General features: G+C 66.5%; 22 protein-coding genes. 8 read left to right on the forward strand and 14 right to left on the reverse strand.

The features are described from left to right. The first annotated feature begins 25 nt into the window (after positions 1 to 25). From Q9Q95_RS06095 to hflX, 4 genes are all read left to right on the forward strand, one after another. A complete protein-coding gene (locus tag Q9Q95_RS06095) occupies positions 26 to 2,278 on the forward strand; it encodes an ATP-binding protein (protein WP_306094936.1) in 2,253 nt (750 codons plus the stop codon). Beyond that, positions 2,278 to 3,657, forward strand: a complete 1,380-nt coding sequence (locus Q9Q95_RS06100) for a sigma-54 dependent transcriptional regulator (protein WP_306094938.1) — start codon at positions 2,278 to 2,280, stop codon at positions 3,655 to 3,657. Before Q9Q95_RS06095 ends, Q9Q95_RS06100 begins: the two co-directional genes overlap by 1 nt. 122 nt (positions 3,658 to 3,779) lie before the next feature. Continuing rightward, positions 3,780 to 4,271, forward strand: coding sequence for an RNA chaperone Hfq (gene hfq / locus Q9Q95_RS06105; protein ID WP_306094940.1), 492 nt, complete (start codon positions 3,780 to 3,782; stop codon positions 4,269 to 4,271). 6 nt (positions 4,272 to 4,277) lie between these two features. Continuing rightward, the gene (gene hflX, locus Q9Q95_RS06110; protein WP_306094942.1) at positions 4,278 to 5,570 is read left to right on the forward strand and encodes a GTPase HflX; all 1,293 of its coding nucleotides are present in this window, start codon (positions 4,278 to 4,280) and stop codon (positions 5,568 to 5,570) included. Between the two features lie 61 nt (positions 5,571 to 5,631). Here the strand turns inward: hflX and Q9Q95_RS06115 are convergent, their stop codons facing one another. From Q9Q95_RS06115 to Q9Q95_RS06135, 5 genes are all read right to left on the reverse strand, one after another. Next, positions 5,632 to 5,988: a TonB family protein gene (locus Q9Q95_RS06115; protein WP_306094944.1), complete on the reverse strand. Its 357-nt coding sequence runs from the start codon at positions 5,986 to 5,988 to the stop codon at positions 5,632 to 5,634. Positions 5,989 to 5,995: 7 nt separating this feature from the next. After that, positions 5,996 to 6,529, reverse strand: a complete 534-nt coding sequence (locus tag Q9Q95_RS06120) for a hypothetical protein (protein WP_306094946.1) — start codon at positions 6,527 to 6,529, stop codon at positions 5,996 to 5,998. Further along, positions 6,526 to 7,275 carry a nucleoside triphosphate pyrophosphohydrolase gene (mazG, locus tag Q9Q95_RS06125; RefSeq protein WP_306094948.1) on the reverse strand — a complete coding sequence of 250 codons (750 nt, stop codon included), beginning with the start codon at positions 7,273 to 7,275 and terminating at the stop codon, positions 6,526 to 6,528. The genes Q9Q95_RS06120 and mazG overlap by 4 nt, the downstream gene beginning before the upstream one ends. Positions 7,276 to 7,350: 75 nt before the next feature. Then, positions 7,351 to 8,310: a copper resistance protein B gene (locus Q9Q95_RS06130; RefSeq protein ID WP_306094951.1), complete on the reverse strand. Its 960-nt coding sequence runs from the start codon at positions 8,308 to 8,310 to the stop codon at positions 7,351 to 7,353. After that, on the reverse strand, positions 8,307 to 10,010 hold the full coding sequence (locus tag Q9Q95_RS06135; RefSeq protein WP_306094953.1) for a copper resistance system multicopper oxidase: 1,704 nt from the start codon (positions 10,008 to 10,010) through the stop codon (positions 8,307 to 8,309). The genes Q9Q95_RS06130 and Q9Q95_RS06135 overlap by 4 nt, the downstream gene beginning before the upstream one ends. A gap of 97 nt (positions 10,011 to 10,107) precedes the next feature. On the opposite strand from Q9Q95_RS06135, the gene cueR reads away from it, so the two are divergent. Further along, a complete protein-coding gene (gene cueR / locus Q9Q95_RS06140) occupies positions 10,108 to 10,500 on the forward strand; it encodes a Cu(I)-responsive transcriptional regulator (protein ID WP_306094955.1) in 393 nt (130 codons plus the stop codon). Here the strand turns inward: cueR and Q9Q95_RS06145 are convergent, their stop codons facing one another. Continuing rightward, positions 10,501 to 10,899 (reverse strand): helix-turn-helix domain-containing protein, encoded by a 399-nt coding sequence (locus Q9Q95_RS06145; RefSeq protein ID WP_306094957.1) that lies wholly within the window; start codon positions 10,897 to 10,899, stop codon positions 10,501 to 10,503. Between the two features lie 53 nt (positions 10,900 to 10,952). Between Q9Q95_RS06145 and Q9Q95_RS06150 the strand changes: the two genes are divergently transcribed. Then, entirely contained in the window at positions 10,953 to 11,546 is a 594-nt protein-coding gene (locus Q9Q95_RS06150) for an NADPH-dependent FMN reductase (protein WP_306094959.1), read from the forward strand. A gap of 96 nt (positions 11,547 to 11,642) precedes the next feature. On the opposite strand, the gene Q9Q95_RS06155 is transcribed toward Q9Q95_RS06150, so the two are convergent. From Q9Q95_RS06155 to Q9Q95_RS06185, 7 genes are all read right to left on the reverse strand, one after another. Further along, positions 11,643 to 12,323: a TIGR02281 family clan AA aspartic protease gene (locus Q9Q95_RS06155; protein WP_306094961.1), complete on the reverse strand. Its 681-nt coding sequence runs from the start codon at positions 12,321 to 12,323 to the stop codon at positions 11,643 to 11,645. After that, positions 12,320 to 13,087, reverse strand: a complete 768-nt coding sequence (locus Q9Q95_RS06160) for an MBL fold metallo-hydrolase (protein WP_306094963.1) — start codon at positions 13,085 to 13,087, stop codon at positions 12,320 to 12,322. The genes Q9Q95_RS06155 and Q9Q95_RS06160 overlap by 4 nt, the downstream gene beginning before the upstream one ends. Before the next feature lie 112 nt (positions 13,088 to 13,199). Further along, positions 13,200 to 13,979, reverse strand: coding sequence for a TatD family hydrolase (locus Q9Q95_RS06165; RefSeq protein ID WP_306094965.1), 780 nt, complete (start codon positions 13,977 to 13,979; stop codon positions 13,200 to 13,202). After that, positions 13,976 to 15,478 carry a methionine--tRNA ligase gene (gene metG / locus Q9Q95_RS06170; RefSeq protein ID WP_306094967.1) on the reverse strand — a complete coding sequence of 501 codons (1,503 nt, stop codon included), beginning with the start codon at positions 15,476 to 15,478 and terminating at the stop codon, positions 13,976 to 13,978. The genes Q9Q95_RS06165 and metG overlap by 4 nt, the downstream gene beginning before the upstream one ends. 131 nt (positions 15,479 to 15,609) lie before the next feature. Next, the gene (locus Q9Q95_RS06175) at positions 15,610 to 16,101 is read right to left on the reverse strand and encodes a hypothetical protein (RefSeq protein ID WP_306094969.1); all 492 of its coding nucleotides are present in this window, start codon (positions 16,099 to 16,101) and stop codon (positions 15,610 to 15,612) included. Further along, positions 16,098 to 16,460 carry a phosphoribosyl-AMP cyclohydrolase gene (gene hisI, locus Q9Q95_RS06180; protein ID WP_306094971.1) on the reverse strand — a complete coding sequence of 121 codons (363 nt, stop codon included), beginning with the start codon at positions 16,458 to 16,460 and terminating at the stop codon, positions 16,098 to 16,100. Before hisI ends, Q9Q95_RS06175 begins: the two co-directional genes overlap by 4 nt. Positions 16,461 to 16,564: 104 nt before the next feature. After that, positions 16,565 to 16,810 carry a Rho termination factor N-terminal domain-containing protein gene (locus tag Q9Q95_RS06185; protein ID WP_306094973.1) on the reverse strand — a complete coding sequence of 82 codons (246 nt, stop codon included), beginning with the start codon at positions 16,808 to 16,810 and terminating at the stop codon, positions 16,565 to 16,567. A gap of 130 nt (positions 16,811 to 16,940) precedes the next feature. Between Q9Q95_RS06185 and purF the strand changes: the two genes are divergently transcribed. Then, complete coding sequence (purF, locus tag Q9Q95_RS06190) at positions 16,941 to 18,398, forward strand: amidophosphoribosyltransferase (protein WP_306094974.1); 1,458 nt, start codon at positions 16,941 to 16,943, stop codon at positions 18,396 to 18,398. A 21-nt stretch (positions 18,399 to 18,419) separates the two neighbouring features. Then, the gene (locus tag Q9Q95_RS06195; protein ID WP_306094976.1) at positions 18,420 to 19,130 is read left to right on the forward strand and encodes an SDR family NAD(P)-dependent oxidoreductase; all 711 of its coding nucleotides are present in this window, start codon (positions 18,420 to 18,422) and stop codon (positions 19,128 to 19,130) included. Here Q9Q95_RS06195 and Q9Q95_RS06200 read toward each other — a convergent pair. Then, positions 19,127 to 20,839 carry a hypothetical protein gene (locus Q9Q95_RS06200; protein WP_306094978.1) on the reverse strand — a complete coding sequence of 571 codons (1,713 nt, stop codon included), beginning with the start codon at positions 20,837 to 20,839 and terminating at the stop codon, positions 19,127 to 19,129. The genes Q9Q95_RS06195 and Q9Q95_RS06200 overlap by 4 nt on opposite strands. Positions 20,840 to 20,876: the final 37 nt, after the last annotated feature.

Consider the following 20,876-nt stretch of genomic DNA (forward strand, 5'->3'; position numbering starts at 1 on the left):
ACAATCTCGTTGTAACAAAGCAACGATGGATGCCGTGACCGAGCAGATTGCCGAAGCCGGACCGCGCAAGCGGCGGCTGAGCGTCACGCCCGCGATGGAAGCCGGCGTGCTGTTCGCCGCCATTGCGATCGCCATCATCAGCTATTTCGTGATCAGCGGCGAGCGCTCGCCCGAACGGCTGCTGTCGCCGCCTTTGGTCGCATTGCTGCTCGTCGCCAATCTGCTGCCCGGAGTGGCGCTGCTCGTGCTGATCGGTCGTCGCGCCGCCCGGCGCCGCGCGGCATTGTCGACCGCGGGCGGGGAGGGGCGGCTGCACGTCCGCCTCGTCGCGATCTTCTCGGTGCTGGCGAGCGTGCCGACGTTGCTCGTCGCGGTGATCGCCTCGCTGCTGTTCCAATACGGCGTCGAATTCTGGGTTTCGGACCGGCCCAAGAGCATGATCGAGAATGCGCAGGCGCTGGCGCAGGAATCGTATCGCCAGCTGCTGGGCTTCGTCGATCGCGAGACGGTCGCGATGGCCAATGACGTGGCGAACGCGCTCAACGAATATCCGCCCGAGAGCATCAATTTTCAGCAGATTTTCGGCGGGCAGGTATATGTCCGCAGCCTTTCCGAGGCGATCATCTTTACCGTCGCGCCCGACGGCCAGATCCAGACGATCGCGCTGGTGAATCCCTATGAGCGCGATCTCGAGAAGGAGATCGATCGCGCCGCGCTCAAGCGGATCGATCGCGGGATGCAGAGCGTCGCCGATGCGCAGGGCGATCGCATCCGCTCGCTCACGCGCATTCCCGGATCGGGCAATCTCTATCTCTATGCCGGCCGGGCATCCGGTCTCGGCGGCATATCGCCGCAGACCGAGCGCGCTGCGCAGGTGCTCGCCGATTATCGCGCGCTGGTGACGCGCTCGCGATCGCTCCAGCTCCAGTTCAACATCGCGCTCCTCGTGCTCGCATTGTTCATCGTCGGGATCGCGGTCTGGGTGGCGTTGCAGGTCGCCGACCGGGTGGTGCGGCCGGTGAACGAACTCGTCGGCGCCGCGCGACAGGTCGCCAGCGGCGACCTCACCGCGCGCGTGCCCGAGCGCAAGTCGAAGGACGAGCTCGGCGTGCTCGCCGGCGCATTCAACCAGATGACCGGCCAGCTCCAGGGCCAGACCAACGCGCTGGTCAGCGCCAATGCCCAGCTCGAGAGCCGGCGCGCGCTGATCGAGGCGGTGATGTCGGGGGTCTCCGCCGGGGTCATCTCGATCGGGGCCGATCGGGTGGTGCGGCTGATGAATGCCTCGGCGCTGGCACTGCTGCGGCGAAGCGAAGAGGAGTCGCTGGGCAAGCCGCTTGCCGAAATCGCCTCCGAACTCGAAGCCTTGCTCGACGGCGCCGAGCGCGAGGCGGTGGTCCAGGTCACCGTCGGCGGCGAGGCGCGGACGCTCGCGGTGAAGATCACCTCGGACGAAGCCGGCCAGGTGCTCACCTTCGACGACATCACCCAGCAATTGCTCGATCAGCGCCGCGCCGCCTGGTCCGACGTCGCGCGGCGGATCGCGCACGAGATCAAGAACCCGCTCACCCCGATCCAGCTCGCCGCCGAGCGGCTCCAGCGCCGTTACGGCAAGCAGATCGAGGGCGGCGAAGGGGTGTTCGCCCAGCTCACCGACACGATCGTCCGCCAGGTCGGCGATCTTCGGCGGATGGTCGACGAATTCTCGTCCTTCGCGCGGATGCCCAAGCCACTGTTCCGTCGCGAGTCGCTGCTCGACATCGCCCGCCAGTCGATGTTCCTCCACGAAGTCGCACACCCGGCGATCCGCTTCGAGCTCGACGCGCCCGACGAGCCGCCGAGCCTCGTCTGCGACCGGCGTCAGATGGGCCAGGCGCTGACCAACGTGATCAAGAACGCGGTCGAGGCGATCGAGGCGCGCGGCGAAGGATCGGCGTTGCCGCAAGGCGAGGTCGCGCTTGCGATCAAGGCGGAGGACGAGCAGCGTATCCTGCTGACCGTCGCCGACAATGGCGTCGGGCTGCCGGTGGAGCGCGACCGCATCGTCGAGCCCTATATGACCACGCGCAGCCGCGGTACCGGCCTCGGCCTCGCGATCGTCAAGAAGATCGTCGAGGAGCATTGCGGCACGATCGGCTTTACCGACCATGAGGGCGGCGGGACGGTGGTCACGATCTGCTTCGACACCGAAGCGCTCGAAAGACTCGCCCAGCAGAATAATGACGCCGAACCGGCCGAGCCCAGGGCCCCGGCACTTACCAGAAGCGGAAAATCCTGATGAGCCTCGATATCCTCGTCGTCGACGACGAACGCGACATTCGCGAACTCGTCGCGGGTGTGCTGGAGGACGAAGGCTATGCCACGCGCGCCGCCGCCGACAGCGACGCCACGCTGGAGGCGATCGCCGAGCGCCGGCCGAGCCTGGTGCTGCTCGACGTGTGGCTGCAGGGTTCGCGGCTCGACGGGCTCGAACTGCTCGACGAGATCAAGCGGCGCGATCCGTCGATCCCGGTGCTGGTGATCTCGGGGCACGGCAATATCGATACCGCTGTCGCGGCGATCCGCCGCGGCGCCTCGGACTTCATCGAGAAGCCGTTCGAGGCCGAGCGGCTGCTGCTGCTCGTCGAGCGCGCCACCGAGACCGAGCGGCTGCGCCAGGAAGTCGTGTCGCTGCGCGCCTCGGTCGGCCGCGAGAACGACCTCACCGGCAGCTCGGCCGCGATCAACAGCGTGCGTGCCACCTTGAAGCGCGTCGCCTCGACCGGCAGCCGGGTGCTGATCACCGGGGGCGCCGGCGTCGGAAAGGAAGTCGCGGCGCGGCTGCTCCATGGCTGGAGCCAGCGCGCCGCCGCACCGTTCGTGATCGTCAGCGCGGCGCGGATGACTCCCGAGCGCGTCGAGGAGGAATTGTTCGGGGTCGAGGAAGGCGGCGATCTCGTCCGCCCCGGCCTTCTCGAACAGGCGCATGGCGGCACATTGTTCCTCGACGAGATCGCCGACATGCCGGTGGCGACCCAGGCGCGGATCCTGCGCGTGCTCACCGACCAGAGCTTCAGCCGCGTCGGCGGCACCCGAATCGTCAAGGTCGACGTCCGCGTCGTCTCGGCGACCGCGCGCGACCTGATGGCCGAAATCGCTGCAGGGCGCTTCCGCGAGGACCTTTATTACCGGCTCAACGTCGTCCCCGTCTCGATCCCGCCGCTCACCGAGCGCCGCGAGGACATTCCCGTGCTCGTGGAGCATTTCGTCGCGCATTATGCGAGCGAGCGCCGGGTACCGACCCCCGAGGTCGCGCCCGACGCGATCGTCGCGCTGCAGAGTTATGAATGGCCGGGCAATGTCCGTCAGCTGCGCAATGTCGTCGAGCGCACCGTGATCCTCGCGCCGGGGGACCGGATCGGGCGGATCGATCTCGACCTTTTGCCCCCCGAGGTGCTGGGCCGGCAGGGAGACGGCGGGCCGGGGGCGGGTGCCAATGCGATCATGGGCGCGCCGCTCAAGGAAGCGCGCGAGACCTTCGAGCGCGAATATCTGCGCGTCCAGATCCGTCGGTTCTCCGGCAACATCTCGCGCACCGCGAGCTTCATCGGGATGGAGCGTTCGGCGCTGCATCGGAAACTGAAACTGCTCGGGATCACCGAGACCCGCGAGGAATAGGTTGGACGCGCGCGCCCGGAACCAATAGAATGCCGGCTCCGCACCAGGGTGGCGCGGCATTCCGACGCCGGGAACCGGCGCGAAGCGGGACATGAGCCCGCCAAGAATAGAAGGAAACTATCATGGCCGAGAAGCAGACTTCGCTTCAGGACCTGTTCCTCAACTCGCTCCGGCGCTCGAAGGTGCCGGTCACGATGTTCCTCGTGAAGGGCGTCAAGCTCCAGGGCATCGTCACCTGGTTCGACAATTTTTCGGTGTTGCTGCGCCGAGACGGCCAGTCGCAGCTGATCTACAAGCACGCCATCTCGACGATCATGCCGGCGGGCCCGGTTGACCTCGCCTCGCTCCTCGAAGCGGCGGGAGAGTTCCAGCACAAGAACCCGGTTCTGCAGGAAATTTTCCTCAACGCCGTGCGTCGTCAGCAGGAAAACGTCACGATGTTCCTCGTCAACGGCGTGATGCTGCAGGGCCAGATCGCGGCGTTCGACCTGTTCTGCATGCTGCTCCAGCGCGAGGGCATGGCGCAATTGGTCTACAAGCATGCGGTTTCGACCATCCAGCCGGCACATCCGCTCAACCTCGCCGAGGAAACAACCGCCCCCGACGGCGATTGAGCCATCATGTCCACCGGTTTTGATCGCGACGCCGACGAGTTCGCCCGCGGCGCGCGCGCGATTGTCGTCTATCCCGAAATGGGCGCCAGTTCGCGCGATGCCGAAGCGCGCCTCGAAGAGACCGCCGGGCTGGCCGCGGCGATCGGCGTCGAAGTGTGCGAGAAAGTCACGGTCAAGCTGCGCCAGCCCAAGCCGGGGACGTTGATCGGCTCGGGGCAGGTCGAGGCGATCGCCGAGACCGTCCGCGACGCGGAACTCCAGCTCGCGGTGTTCGATGCGGGCCTGACTCCGGTCCAGCAACGCAATCTCGAGACGGCGCTGGGCTGCAAGGTGATCGACCGCACCGGGCTGATCCTCGAAATCTTCGGCGAGCGCGCCCGCACTGCCGAGGGCCGGCTGCAGGTCGAGCTCGCCCATCTCGATTATCAGGCGGGCCGGCTGGTGCGCAGCTGGACCCATCTCGAGCGCCAGCGCGGCGGCTTCGGCTTTCTCGGCGGCCCGGGCGAGACCCAGATCGAGGCAGACCGCCGGCTGATCCGCGACCGGATGGCGCGGCTCAAGAAGGAGCTCGACCAGGTCAGCCGCACGCGGACCTTGCACCGCGACCGGCGCCAGCGCGCGCCTTGGCCGGTGATTGCGCTGGTCGGCTATACCAATGCCGGAAAGTCCACGCTTTTCAATCGCTTGACGGGCGCTGACGTCATGGCGGAGAATCTGCTCTTCGCCACGCTCGACCCGACCTTGCGGCAGATTGCGCTGCCCGGGATCGACAAGGCGATCCTCTCGGACACAGTGGGCTTCGTCTCCGAACTGCCGACCCAGCTCGTCGCGGCGTTCAAGGCGACGCTGGAGGAAGTGGTGTCGGCCGACCTGCTGATCCATGTCCGCGACATCGCCCATCCCGACAGCGAGGCGCAGCGCGCCGATGTCGAAAAGGTGCTCGCCGAGATAGGCGTCGCCGAGACGACGCCGCGGTTCGAGGCGTGGAACAAGCTCGATCTGCTCGACGACGCGCGTCGCGAGCAATTGCGCGAAGATGCCGGCAAGCGCGAGGACGTGATGCCGATCTCGGCGTGGACGGGGGAGGGCGTCGACACCCTGATCGCCACCGTCGCCGCGCGGCTCACCGCGGGGCATCGTCGCTACACGATCAGTCTGCCCGCCGGCGACGGAGCCGGGGCGGCGTGGCTCCACCAGCACGGCGAGGTGGTCGAGCAACGGATCGAGGAAGAGCAGGCGCTGTACGAAGTGCGGATGGCGCCTGGGGACTATGAACGATTCCTGACGCGGCAGGGCTGAGCCCGGAACACTGCCACGGGGAACGCATGATTCGCCGCTCCCCTCCCGCTTGCGGGAGGGGCTAGGGGAGGGTGCGACGGGGAGGCTGGTGCGACTCGCGCACGTCAGGCCCTTCGACCCCTGCAAGCGGGAGGCGAGCGACCGGTGGTGGGGATTTGTCGATTTCGAAGCGGATCGGGACCCGGATGCGGCGGACGCCCGCGGCAAGACCCTCGGTCGATCCCTTTCCGGCGAAAGTGGTGATGCTCCCGGCGACCACCGCGCACGCGGCGCGGTCCAGCGCGGCGTCGCCGCTGCTCGCCACCGGTTTGCAGGCGAGCAATCTCTCTTTCGGTCCCACCAGCGCCTCGACCCATACGCGGCCCTCTGCGCCCCGGTGCAATGCTTCGGCCGGGTAGCTGTCCGCAGCTTCGATCATGCGCGGCCTAGGTGGCGGCGGCAGTATCGGGCAGCGCCGGCTGTTCAGCGTGAAGGCCATCGCACCGCAGGCGAGCGGACGGATCTCGCGCAGCGCAGTGACCCGGTAGATCGACCCATATTGCATCCCGCGGCGGGCATCTCGCCGCGCGATGCAGCCGGTCGCGCCGAAATGCTCGGTCGCCACGGCCTGCAGCCAGACGCCGCGGACCGCCGAAACGATCGCGCCGCGCCTGGCCGAGCGCGCGTTCGAGCTGGGACCGGACGGCGGCGGCGTCGAGGCAGAGATGGCCGACCTCCTGCATTCCTCGCGGTCGAAGCCGCTCGTTCTTCTCGAGAAGCGCGCGGCGTTCGAAGCTGGCATGCGCCCAGTCGCCATCGGCGACGACGAACAACCCTTCGAGCGGCGCCGGCCCACCGATCCGGATGCCGCGCGGAAACAGCAAAGGGAAGCAGACGATCAGCAGTATCAGCGCGCCGATCGTGCCGTAGAGGATCAGGCCGGCAGGGCGCAGGTTGCGCACCGCCCGCCCGAGGCTCATCCGCGCTTGGCCTTGACCCAGAGCGCTTCCTTGCCGTCAAGATCGAGCCCGGCGAACGCCGCGCCGGCTTCGGCTTCCATTGCCTTGAAGCGGCGCTCGAACTTGGCGTTGGCGCCGCGCAACGCCGCCTCGGGGTCCACGCCCTGCTTGCGCGCCCAATTGACCACCGCGAACAGCAAGTCGCCAATCTCTTCCTCGCGATGCGCGGGCGACGTGGCGGCTTCGACTTCGGCGAGTTCCTCGTCGATCTTGGCGCGGGCGCCGCTCGGATCGGGCCAGTCGAAGCCGGTGCGCGCGGCGCGCTTCTGGAGCTTTTCGGCACGGAGCAGAGCAGGGAGGCCGAGCGCGACGCCGTCGAGCGCGCTCTCATGCCCTTTCGCACCGCGCTCGTCCGCCTTGATCTGCTCCCACAGATGATGGCCGCCCGCATCGGCGCCGAGAAAGATGTGCGGGTGGCGGCGCTCCATCTTGTCACTGATCGACTCGATCACGTCGGGGAGCGCGAAATGGCCGGCTTCCTCGGCCATGCGGCTGTGGAACACGACCTGGAGGAGCAGATCGCCGAGTTCGTCCCTGAGCTCGGCCATGTCGCCGCGCTCGATCGCGTCGGCGACTTCATAGGCTTCCTCGATCGTATAGGGCGCGATCGTCGCGAAGGTCTGCACCGTGTCCCATTCGCAGCCGGTCTTCGGATCGCGCAACCGCGCCATGATCGCGACGAGGCGTTCGATATTGGCCGAAGTCATGCGGAGAAGGCTCTTTCAACTGGATCGTGTCGAACCGGCATAGCCCCTTGGGATGCCTTTACGCCACCCGGCGGATCAGAACCATATCCTGATCCCGGCGACGAAGCTCGTGCCGCCGGTTTCGTCGCCGCGTCGACGCGCATAGTCTGCAGTGGCGCCGAATTTGCGCTCCCAAGATACGCCGACATAGGGCGCGAATTCGCGGATGCGCTCGTAACGGAGCCGCAGCCCCAGCTCCATGTCGGACAGGCCGGCGCCGGTCGCGCTCTCCGGCACGTCCTGCGCGGCGAGGTTCAGCTCGGCGCGCGGCTGGAGCACGAGGTCCTGCGTGATCCGCTGATCGTAATAGCTCTGGATCCGGCCGAGCAGATCGCCTCTGGTGGAGAGGAACAGCGTGCCCTCTACATCGAACCACCACGGCGCGACGCCCTCGACACCGATCGCGGCCCAGGTGCGGCGCGGCCCCGGCCCGAGATCCTGGCGGAGGCCGGCCTGCAGGTTCCAGTACGGATCGAGCGCGCGGCTGTAGAGCGCCTGCACTTCGGCGCTCTCGACGGCGCCGCCGAAATCGCCGCTGCCTTCGCTTTTCAGGGCTAAGCGATCCCGGTCGCCGCCGATCCACGCCTCGCCATCCCAGCGATAGCCCTCATTGCCCTTGCGCGCCTGATATTCGGCGAGGTTGAACGCCAGCTGCGACCAGCGTCCGCCGCCATGCTCGCGACGAAGCTTGTCCTGCGCGGTCGCCATGGCACCGGCACCCCAATAGCTGTCGGCGGCGCGGTCGCGGGGAGGGGCGGGAGCGGACGCATCGCCGGGAGCAAGATCGGTGCCGGTCGCCCCGGCCGTCGCGCTTTCCTGCATCGTCGACATATCGTGGCCGGCGTGCGGATCGGCCGGCACGGGCATGTCGTGGCCGGCATGGGGATCGGCCGGCACGTGCGTCTGCGGCGGCGGTGCGGGCATGGAATGCGCCGAATGATCCTGCGCCGCAGCGGGCATGGCGAGGATCAGCGGCGCGAGCCCCGACAGCCTCATGCGCCGGTCTCCTCGAGCGGGCGCACGCTGACGACCTGCATCATCCCGGCGTGCATGTGATAGAGCATATGGCAATGGAACGCCCAGTCGCCGGGCACCGCGGTCACGTCCCAGCTGACCTTGCCGCCGGGCAGGACATTGACCGTGTGCTTGCGCGGCGAATGACCGCCATGGCCGGTCACCAGCTCGAAGAAATGGCCGTGCAGGTGGATCGGGTGCGCCATCATCGTGTCGTTGACCAAAGTCACCCGGACGCGCTCGCCGGCGCGGAAGGCGATCGGGTCCTTCACTTCGCTCAATTTCTCGCCGTCGAACGCCCACATATAGCGTTCCATGTTGCCGGTCAGGTGGATCTGCAGCTCGCGCTCCGGCGCGCGGACATCGGGATTGCGCTCCAGCGCCACCAGATCGCGATAGGTGAGCACGCGGTGGCCGGCATTTTCGAGGCCCTGGCCGGGCTCGCCGGTGCGATCCGCCGGCATCGGCGCGATCGTCTGGACGCCCGGACCCATTTTGACCTGTGGGGCATTGGCGGGATCGCGCATCGCCATGCTGTGCGACATGCCGCCGTGATCCATCCCGGTCATGTCCATTCCCATGTCTCTCATCGTCGCGATCGGCCGCTTGCGCAGCGTCGGGATTTCGGCCGCCATGCCGGGGCGGGGCGCCAGGGTCGCGCGTGCCATTCCCGAGCGGTCGACCGATTCGGCGACGAGCGTATAGGCGCGATCCTCGGTCGGCGTGACGATCACGTCATAGGTCTCGGCGACGGTGATCTGAAGCTCGTCTACCGGCACCGGGCGGACATTCTGCCCATCGGCCTGGACCACGCGCATCTCCAGTCCCGGGAGTCGCACGTTGAAGATCGTCATCGCCGAGGCATTGATGATGCGCAGCCGCACGCGCTCGCCGGGCTGAAACAGCGCCGTCCAATTGTCCTTCGGGCCGTGGCCGTTGACCAGATAGGTATAGGTCGATGCCGTGACGTCGGCCACATCGGCCGGATCCATCCGCATCCGGACCCATTCGAGCCGATCCTTTAGCGGCTGATCCTCGCCCGCGATCAGGCCGGCGAGGGTCTGACGCTGGCGATTGAAATAGCCGGGCTGCTTCTTGAGCTTCGCGAAGATCGCGTGTGGATGGAGCGGGCTATGGTCCGACAGCACGACGACATGCTCGCGATCGTAGCCGATCGGATCCGCCCCTGCCGGATCGATCACGATGGGACCATAATGGCCCATCTGCTCCTGCAGCCCCGAATGGCTGTGATACCAATAGGTGCCCGACTGGACGATCGGGAATTCGTAGGTGAAGCGCGACCTTGCCGGGATGCCGGGAAACGAGACGCCGGGGACGCCGTCCATCTGGAAGGGCAGGATCAGCCCGTGCCAATGGACCGAAGTCTCCTCGTCGAGAGCATTGACGACGTGAAGCCGCGCGGTCTGTCCCTCGCGCAGGCGGAGGAGGGGGGCGGGGACGGTGCCATTGATGCCGATCGCGTGACTCCGCCGCCCGTCGACCTGCATCATCTGGTGCGCGACGCGCAGGGTGATGTCCGCGCCGGACAGCATGGGCAGCGTGGGAGCGAGGCCCGGCGAAACGCTCTGTGCCCAGCCGGGCATCCAGCGCGCGCAAGCGGCCGCGCCCCCGGCGAGGGCAGCCCCGCGCAACAGCCGCCGCCGATCGGTCGTCGCATGCATCGAATTCTTCTCCGGGCGAAATCGCCGAGGCTATGGAGTTTGACACCATGTCAGAGTCAAGCCACCACAGGGCCGGCGCTTGTCGAGGAACATCGCGATGAATATCGGCCAGGCCGCCCAGGCGAGCGGCGTTTCGCAGCGGATGCTCCGCCACTATGAGAAACTGGGACTGATTCCGCCGCCGCCGCGACGCGCAAGCGGGTATCGCGACTATTCCGACGCCGATGTCCACCGGCTACGCTTCATCGCCAGCGCGCGCGACCTCGGTTTCCCGATCGAGGATATCCGGGAATTGCTCTCGCTGTGGAGCAATCGCCAGCGTTCGAGCGCCGACGTCAAGGCGCTCGCGCTTGCACGCGCAGAGGATCTGGGCCGCAAGGCGCGCGCGCTCGACGAGATGCGGCGCACGCTCAGCGACCTTGCCGGGCGCTGCCACGGCGACGATCGCCCCGATTGCCCGATCATCGATCGGCTTGCGCGCGACGACTGACTATTCGCCGGCGCGGCGTTCGGCATAAGAGGCGCGGGCCGCGTCGATGCGTTCGGCATTGGCGACCACCCATTCGGCGAGCCCGCGGACCGGACAGAGAAATTCCTTGCCGAGCGGAGTCAGGGCATATTCGACTTGCGGTGGCGTCACCGGAGTCACCGTCCGCGAAACGAAGCCATTCTCTTCGAGATCGCGCAGGGTCGACGCCAGCATCTTCTGACTTATCTCGCCAACTTCGCGCCGCAACGCATTGAAACGACGGGGACCATTCCCGAGCGTGCGCACCACCAGCAAGGTCCATTTGTCGCTGATCCGCGCCAGCATGCGGCTGATATGCTCGCAAGCGGCGGTATCGTGATGGTCACCTGGTATCGCGCAGGTGCCTCCTTGTTCGGTCATGGTTGCCTTCTTTAATCTGGTCACCTTGGGAAACTAGCACACACGAGGTTACTATGCACGCCAAGCCGCGTATCGCCGTCATCATCGGCTCGACTCGTCCGTCGCGGTTCGCCGACGGACCGGCGCAATGGATATTGAAGCAAGCGCAGGCGCGGGGAGACATGGACGTGGAGCTCGTCGACCTGCGCGATCACCCGCTGCCGTTCTTCGATGAGATCGCATCGAATCTGTGGATGCCGAGCAAGGATCCGGAGGCGATCCGCTGGCAGGAAACCGTGGGTCGCTACGACGGCTATATCTTCGTGGTCGCCGAATATAATCACTCGATCACCGGGGTGCTCAAGAACGCGCTCGATCAGGCGTACAAGGAATGGAATCGCAAGCCGTTCACGGCGATCGGCTATGGCGGCACCGGTGCCGTCCGCGCGATCGAGCATCTCCGCCAGATCGGGGTGGAACTGCACATGGCGTCGACGCACGCGGCCGTACATATCGGCGGGGCCGACTTCATGGCCGTCCATCCGGCCTTCGGAAACAAGCCGATCGAGGAGATCGAGGCAAATCTGTTGGCATCGACCCAGACCGCGCTCGACGAACTGGTCTGGTGGTCCAAGGCGACGATGGCCGCGCGAGCGGTCGCGGCCTGAGCGTTCGGGGAGCGGGTCGGCGTGAAACCGGCCCGCTTCTCAGGCAAACATCAGAACGATAATATACATTATGTAAAATGCAGGACGGTTTTTGCGTCAGGTCTCGTCCCTGCGCATCCGGCGCTTCGGCTTGGCGTCGGCCGGCGCCGTGGTGGCGTCGCCGGTCCCGTCGCCGGCTTCGGCTCTGGGCTGGAGCACCAGCACATTGTTTTCGACGCGCCAGCTGTGCAGCCGCGACAGGAAGTTCATGCCGAGCACGTCGAGATCGCCGAAGCTCTCCGACACCACCACGCCGAGATCCTCGGTCTCGAGCGGCCCGATCGCCAATTTCTGAATACGGCCGCGGCGCGCTGCGACCGTGCCGTTGGCGGTCTCGATCATCGCGGGCAATCCGTTGCCGGCGGTGACGTTCGATTCTGCCGCGGTGCGATCCGAGATCGCCGTGATCGTCGCGCCGCTGTCGATCAGCATCCGCCGCTCGACGCCGTTGATCGTCACCCGCGCCCAGAAATGGCCGTCGGGCGCCATGCGGATGCGCACGGTCTCGCCCTCGACCTGTTGGTCGTCGATGCCGAGCTTCGCCGAAGCCGCGGCGAACAACGCGCCGAGTTCGTGGCGATGCGCGACCGCGAGCACGGTCAGCACGATGATCAACGCCCAGGTGATCAGCGAGCGCAGCACGAAACCGATCGACAGCCTGCGCACCGAAAGCGCGCTGAGGACGAGCACGAGCACGCCCACCAGCCAGATCAGGTCCATGCTGTCCCATTCGCTCACGCCAGCATCTCCAGCCCGTCAAAGCCCGGTTCGACCCCTTGGGGCAGCTCGGCGGCGAGACCCATATAGTCCATCGACTGATCCATATGAACCAGCGCGGCGCGGCGCGGGCGCAATGCCCCTACCCAGCCCAGCACCTGGTCGAGATTGGGGTGTGTCGGATGCGGCGCGCGGCGCAATGCATCGACCACCCATATGTCGAGATCCGTGTAGAGCGCGTGCATGTCGCTCGTCATCTCATGGAAGTCTGTAGCATAACCTATTGATTTTCCGTTACTATCAAACCGGAGACCGGCAGATGTTATGCCGCCGTGCGGCTGATCCGCGACGGTGATGCGGATATCGCCGATCTCCAGCGTATCGGGGAGCGGCGCGATCGCGATGGTCGGACGGTAGAGCGCGCGGCCGAAAAACGCATAGTGAAACTTGTGCTGGAGCTGCTCGAGCGTGAACGGCCGCGCAAAGCCGCGCACCGGCTCGCCGTTGCGGATGTGCATCAGCTGACGAAGGTCGTCGATGCCATGGGTGTGATCGGCATGATCATGGGTCCAGATCACTGCGTCGACATCGGCGACATTGGCGGCGAGCAGCTGCGCGCGCATGTCGGGGCTGGTGTCGATGAGGATCGTGGTCGTCGCGGTGGTGACCAGCACCGAGGCGCGGGTTCGGCGATTGCGCGGCTCGTCGGGATCGCAGGCGCCCCAGTCGTTGCCGATCCGGGGAACGCCCGACGAAGTACCCGAACCGAGGATGCGGATTTTCATGGCGCTTCGTCACCCCGGCGGACGCCGGGGCATCGTGCGGTCGAGCGGGTGGCCTGCGGCCTGAGGTCCCGGCGTTCGCCGGGATGACGGAGGATCGCGCGCCGTTCCGCCCTCACGCCAGCGTCTTGGCGAATAATTTGTGGAAGTTTTGCCGCGTCGCCTCGGCCAGCGTCTCGGGATCCTCTCCGCGCAGGTTCGCGAGGAAACGGCAGGTGTCGGCGACGAAGGCCGGTTCGCCGGTCTTGCCGCGATGGGGCACGGGGGCGAGGAAGGGCGCGTCGGTCTCGATCAGCAACCGGTCGAGCGGCAGCCGGGCCGCGGTTTCCTGAAGGTCCTTCGCGTTCTTGAAGGTCACGATCCCCGAGATCGACACATAGAGCCCGAGCTCGAGCGCGATGTCGGCGAAGGCGCCGCTCGCAGTGAAGCAATGGATCACGCCAGGAAAGGCGCCCTTCCCCATCTCGTCGCGGAGAATCTCGGCGGTGTCCGCCTCGGCATCGCGCGTGTGAACGATGATCGGCAGCCCGGTCTCGCGCGCCGCCGCGAGATGCGCGCGGAAGCTGGCGCGCTGGCGGTCACGGTCCGAATGGTCGTAATAATAATCGAGCCCGCTCTCGCCGATGCCGACGACGCGCGGGTGCCGCGCGCGTTCGACCAGCTTGACGGTGTCGACATCCGGGTGCTGGTCGGCCTCGTGCGGGTGGATGCCGACGCTCGCCCAGACATCGGTCTCGCGCTCGGCGACGGCAATGACGTCATCCCACTCGTTTTCCCGGGTCGAGATGTTGAGCATCGCGACCACGCCGGCGTCGCGGGCGCGCGCCAACACTTCGGGCTGCTGCTCGCCAAGGCCCTTGTAGATCAGATGGCAGTGGCTGTCGGCCAGTCTCACGCTTCGCTCGCCTGCAATTCCAGTCGCGGGAAGATGGGGGTCGGCGCGGCGATGCGGAAGTCCTCATCGTCCGCGGACGGCAGCTGAACGAGCAACTTGCCTGCCGAGGTCGGAATCACCGGCAGGATCGTCGTGGCGAGACGGCGGATCGCGCGAAGCAAGGTGCGAAGCACCGCGTTCATCCGCTCGGGGTCCGTCTTGCGCAGCGCCCAGGGCGCCTGGCTGTCGATATATTGGTTGCAGGCGAACACGCCGGTCATCCACGCCTCGATCCCCTGGCTGAGCGCGAGATCTTCGAACGCGGTGCGGAACGCGGCGCAGGCGACGTCAACCTCGGCGAGCAGGATCGCGTCGGCCTCCTCCGCCCTCCCCTCGGGCACATGCCCCTCGCAATTCTTGGCGACGAAGGCGAGCACGCGCTGCGCGAGATTGCCGAAGCTGTTCGACAGATCGGCATTGGCCCGCGTGACGATCGCCTCGTCGCTGAACGTGCCGTCATTGCCGAAGCTGACGTCGCGCAGCAGGAAATAGCGCAGTGCGTCGACGCCGTAGAGCGTGGCGAGCTCCATCGGATCGACGACGTTGCCGACCGATTTGGACATCTTCTCCCCGCGATTGAGCAGGAAGCCGTGGCCGAAGACCTGCTTCGGCAGCGGCAGGTTGGCCGACATCAGGAAAGCCGGCCAATAGACCGCGTGGAAGCGGACGATGTCCTTGCCGATCAGGTGAATGTCGGCGGGCCAATATCGGGCGAAGCGTTCGGCGTCGTCGGGATAGCCGGCGCCGGTGATGTAATTGGTCAGCGCGTCGACCCAGACATACATCACATGGTCGGGCGACCCGGGCACCGGCACGCCCCAGTCGAAGCTGGTGCGGCTCACCGAGAGATCGATCAGCCCGCCCTCGACGAAGCGGAGGATCTCGTTGCGACGCGATTCGGGGCGGATGAAGTCGGGATTGGCGGCATAGAAATCGAGCAAGGGCTGCTGGTATTTCGATAGCTTGAAGAACCACGTCTCCTCGACGGTCCATTCGACCGGCGTGCCTTGCGGCGAGAGCTTGACGCCCCCTTCCCCTTCGACGAGCTCCTTCTCCTCGTAGAATGCCTCGTCGCGGACCGAATACCAGCCCTCGTAACGGTCGAGATAAAGGTCGCCCGCGTCGGCCATGGCCTGCCAGATCGCTTGGCTGGCTTGGTAGTGTCCGGGCTCGGAGGTGCGGATGAAGCGATCGTATGAAATATCGAGAACGTCCGCCATCTCACGGAAATAGCTCGACATTTCGTCCGCCAGCTCGCGCGCCTCCATGTCGCGTGCCCGCGCGGTCTGGACCATCTTGAGACCATGCTCGTCGGTGCCGGTCTGGAAGAAGACGTCGCGGCCGTGCTGGCGCTGGAAGCGCGCGATCGCGTCGGCGGCGATCATCTCATAGGCATGGCCGATATGCGGACGGCCATTGGGATAATGGATTGCAGTCGAGATGTAGAAGGGATCGGCCATGCCGCGGCTTTAGGAGCGGTGCGCATTGGGGGCAACCTCGGCGCACGCCCGCATGTGCTTCGGCGAAAGCAGGCGCCCAGAGCCACGCGCGACATGGCCTGCTGCCCTGGGCTGCTGCCTTCGCAGGAGAACTAGTCTCCGCAGAGTCGTCGCCCTGACGCGTCGCGCATCGCGGCGGCTTCGGCGGACGATTCGCTCAGCCGCGTTACTTCGAGGCCGGTGAACGCCGCGCGCCGGGCACAGAGCTTCTTGCAGGCGTCGGGGAGCGCGCCGGGGAATTTGATCCGGTCGCCGTCATATTGCGCATCGAAGCGGCACCCGTCCTTGCCGAGCGTGATCTCGAGCATCGCGCCGTCGCGCTCGACGCTGCCGGCGCCGCTGCAGGTAATGCGGTCGCCATAATCGACATAGGCTCCGATCCGGTAGCTCGAGCCCGAGCGCACGACGCAGACCCGGTCGGTGTCGCGGGCATAGAGGCCGGTCAGATCGCCGTCGTCGGGATCGCGCACCAGCCCGCGTTCGATCGCGGCGCTTTCGAGGTCCTGCGGCGCCTCGGCATTGTCGCCCGTCTTTCCGCCCGAGCAGGCAGCGAGCGCCAGCAGCAGCGCGAACGCGGCTCTCATGCGTCGCGGACCAGCCTGCCGTCCTCGATCCGGCGGAAGAAGCAGCTGCGCTCGCCGGTGTGGCAGGCGGGGCCTGCGGGCTCGACCTTGAGCCATAAAGCGTCCTGATCGCAATCGATCCGCGTCTCGAGCACGCGCAGCACATGGCCCGAGCTCTCACCCTTCTTCCACAGCCGGCCGCGGCTGCGCGACCAGAAATGCGCCTCGCCGGTGGCGAGGGTCGCGGCGAGCGCCTCGGCATTCATATGCGCGAGCATCAGCAGCTCGCCGGTGCGCGAGTCGGTGGCGACCGCGGTGATCAGGCCGGCGGAATCATATTTGGGGTTCAGGATGAGGCTGGTGTCGCGGTCGTCGGTCACGCATCAGGCTCTAACCCACTCGTCAGCCCGGCGAAAGCCAGGGCCTCGGGCCGCAATGCCCGCCGCCGGAGGTCCCGGCTTGGGCCGGGATGCCGGTTGGCTCGTCAATGATCGCGAATCGCGTCGATCAGCTCGTCCTTGTCCATCTTCGAGCGGCCCTCGATGCCGATCTCCTTCGCCTCGTCGTAGAGCTCGTCCTTGCTGCGATCGTCGAGCCGGCCCTTGTGATCGAGCGTGCCGGCCTCCTTGGCATTGGCGATCCGGGCGGCCTTCTCCTTTGACGCGCCGTCGTCGCGCAACTTCTCGTAAAGTTCGTCATTCTTGATCTGCGATCCGTGATCCCTGGCCATGATCAGGCTCCTTTCGCCTTGAAAAACCGGCGAAATGGCCTCCTGGTTCATTTCCTTGTGACAAACCGGCGACAAACCGCGTCGAACTGCCTATATGGCCCCCGAGAGTTCCCAACCCCCTCGAGGGCTGATGCTTACCACGCACCCGTTTGATGACGACAAGCTGCGCGAAGAGTGCGGCATTTTCGGTGTTTCCAATGCCGAGGGCGCAGCCGCGCTCGTGGCGCTGGGACTCCATGCGCTCCAGCACCGCGGCCAGGAGGCGGCGGGGATCACCAGCTGGGATGGGCGCGAGTTCCACACCCATCGGGCGATGGGCCATGTCGCCGGCAATTTCGACCGCGACGACGTGATTCGCGCGCTGGTCGGCACCACTGCCTGCGGACATGTCCGCTATGCCACCACCGGCGGCTCGGCGATTCGCAACGTCCAGCCGCTATATGCCGAGCTGGCGAGCGGCGGCTTCGCGGTGGCGCATAACGGCAACATCTCGAACGCGATGCGGCTGCGGCGCGATCTCGTCCGTCGCGGCGCGATCTTCCAGTCGACCTCGGATACCGAGGTGATCATCCACCTCGTCGCCACGTCGCATTACCGCACCTTGATGGATCGCTTCATCGACGCGCTCAAGCAGGTCGAGGGCGCCTATTCGCTGATCGTGATGACGCCGGAAGGGATGATTGCCTGTCGCGATCCGCTCGGCATCCGCCCGCTGGTGATGGGCAAGCTCGACCAGACGATCGTGTTCGCTTCCGAGACGGTGGCGCTCGATGTGGTCGGCGCCGAATATGTCCGCGACGTCGAGCCGGGCGAGCTGGTGATCGTCAAGGGCAGCGAGATCACTTCGCACAAGCCTTTCGCGCCGCAAGCCGCGCGGCCGTGCATCTTCGAATATGTCTATTTCTCGCGCCCGGATTCGATCGCCGAGGATCGCAGCGTCTATTCGGTTCGGAAAGCGATCGGCGCGCAGCTGGCGATCGAATCGCCGGTCGAGGCCGATCTCGTGGTCCCCGTGCCCGATTCGGGCGTGCCCGCGGCGATCGGCTATGCCCAGGAAAGCGGCATCCCGTTCGAGCTGGGCATCATCCGCTCGCATTATGTCGGTCGCACCTTCATCCAGCCGGGCGACAAGGTCCGCCACCTCGGCGTCAAATTGAAGCACAACGCCAATCGCGAGCTTATCCAGGGCAAGCGCATCGTGCTGATCGACGATTCGATCGTGCGCGGCACCACCAGCCTCAAGATCGTCCAGATGATGCGCGAGGCTGGCGCCGCCGAGGTCCATCTGCGCATCGCCTCGCCGCCGACGCGGCACAGCTGCTTCTACGGCGTCGACACACCCGAGCGGACCAAATTGCTCGCGGCCAAGCTCGATCTGGGCGGGATGACCGATTTCATCCATGCCGACAGCCTGTCGTTCGTCAGCATCGACGGGCTGTACAAGGCGCTGGGCGAGGCGCACCGCGCCGACATCCACCCCAAATATTGCGACGCCTGCTTCACCGGCGATTATCCGACCACGCTCACCGACCAGGACGAGCTCGCCCCGGTTGACCAGTTCGCGCTTCTGGAGGAACGGGTCGGCTGAGCTGATTCTTCCGGAGTTCGAATGACCGACAAGCCTCTCGCCGACCGTATCGCGCTCGTCACCGGCGCCAGCCGTGGCATCGGCGCGGCGACTGCCAAAGCGCTCGGCGCCGCCGGCGCGCATGTCGTGCTGACGGCGCGCACCGCCGGCGGGCTCGAGGAAGTCGAGGAGGCGATCTATGCGAGCGGCGGCTCGGCGACGATCGCGCCGATGGATCTGACCGAGAATGAGAGTGTCGCGCGGCTCGCGGCCGCGGTGTCCGAGCGATGGAAATCGCTCGACCTGCTCGTGCTCAACGCGGCGTCGCTGGGTAGTTTGAGCGCGGTCCCGGCGATCGACTTCAAGGAATTCGCCAAGGTGCTGACCCTGAACGTCACCGCGCAGGCCGCGATGCTCGCATCATTCGATCCGCTGTTGAAGGCGGCGAAGCAGGCGCGGGTGCTCGGCGTGACGTCGAGCGTCGGGCGGACCCCGCGCGCCTATTGGGGCACCTATGGCGCGTCCAAGGCGGCTTTCGAGAATCTGCTGCTGAGCTATGGCGAGGAAGTTCGCCACATCAGCGGAGTGCGCGTCGGCATCATCGATCCGGGCGCGACCCGCACCAAGATGCGCGCGCGGGCCTTTCCGGGCGAGGCTGCCGAGACGGTCAAGCCGCCCGAAGTCGTGGCCGAGCGAATCGCGGCGCTGTCGGTCTCGGGGTTCGAGACCGGGCATTTCGAGCGCGTCGATTAGTCGCAGTCGCGCTTCACATCGAAGCGCGCGAGGCGGGTGCGCAGCGACTCCTGCAATTGCTTGTCCGACCAGCTGTGATTGGGCGGGCTGCGGAAGCTCCCGATCGGCTTGCCCAACCGCGCCAGCATGATCTGGCCGCGACGATCGTCGCGCAGATGCGATCCCATGCGGGCCTCGACTTGCGGCAGCACCGGCGCGGCGCGCGGGCCCAGCGCGCACAATGCGCCGGCCGCTGCTTCGCGCACTTCGCGATCGGCAATCAGTTCCGCCAGCGCCGGCGCAGCGGCGGCGCCGCGATCCGACATCCGCCGGACGAGCCCATCTGCCCATTTGCGCCGATCATGATCCGCGAGCAGCCTCTCTTCCTCAGCGGTGAGCATCGTGAATGCGCCGTCCAGGCTCTTGAGCCAGCTTCCGAGAATGCTCGGCGCGGCGTCCGAAGCATCATAGCCGGTCGGCGTGGCGAGCAGCCTGGCGACGATTACCGGGCGCAGCTCGGCCAGGCCATCGTCGAAGCGCCGGGACACGTCCCACAAACGGTGGAACTCGACGACGCGCGTGTCGGCGACCATCGCGACGACCAGCGCGCGGTCGTCGCCGCGCGGACCATTGCGAACGATGTCCTCGAACACGGCAGGCGCCAGCGCGAAGCCCGCATCGCCCTTTGCCCGCTTCGGATCTTTCATCGCCGCGGCGAGATGCTGTCGCAGCGAGTCGCCGCTTTTGCCGTCGGCTTGCGAGCCGATATTGGTCTGGCCCCGCAGCAGCTCGATCGGGACGAAATGACCGCGCCCCGCATAGCTGACTGCGTTGCGCCGCCCCCATCCGAAGCGAAAATCACTCAGTCCGCCCTCGGCGAGGATCGTCAGCGGGAGGAATAACGGGCGCGACCACGCAAAGCTGCGTTGCAGGAGCAATTCGGCCTTTCCGCCCCGAACGCGCTCGATCGCCAACCGTCGGAGCGACGGGGTCGGCGCAAACAACCGCCAATTCGCGTTGTTCCGGCCGCCGTTCCGAACCTGCAGCGTGATGCGGAAGTCGACATTCGGCGACGCCAACCGCCGGACGATGCACTCGCCTTCCGACTGGCGCGTCAGCCAGGTGCGGGTCAACCTCTCGCCCGCCGGGCCCTGGCCCCATTCTTCGGAGAGACTGGCCCCGCTGCTCTCTTCAGAAGCGCAGCCCGATGCTCGCTTCTCCAGCTTCAGCAGCACCGGAGCGGAGGCGCGCTTGTCGCCCGATATGTCGACCAGGACTACACCTTCCACGCCCGGGGTGTAGAGGATCGAATGACAGACCAGGTCGCAGGAGGGCCGCCTGAACATGCCCTCTCCGACATAGAGGAAGGGTGCGCGGAGCTCGATCAGACCGCGTAGGGCGATCGGCGTGCCGGCAGACCGGTCGCCGGTGCTTTCGGCGGCGATCCAGGCATTGAGTGCGGCATTGAAGCTAAACGGAATTCCGATGAGCAGCGCCAGGGCCGCCAGCGTCGCGCCCGCCATCGCCGCAAAGTCACTGAATGCCCATCGGATGGGGAACCAGAGCATTGCATAGGTCAGGCTCCACAGGAACACCGTGGGTATCGCCATCATGATCAGTCCGGGGACGATCAACACCATCAATCCGGCCATGACCAGGCCGGGCATGCCGATCAGGATCATGCTGAGCACGCCGGTGAGTAGCAAGAATAGCAGAAAACCCCGGCTCATGCCCCGGGGGCTAATGCCATTACGTGAAGATAGGATT

Origin of the sequence: Sphingomonas sp. DG1-23 (genome assembly GCF_030730875.1) — a bacterium.
In the GTDB taxonomy this organism is placed as follows: Bacteria; Pseudomonadota; Alphaproteobacteria; order Sphingomonadales; family Sphingomonadaceae; genus Sphingomonas.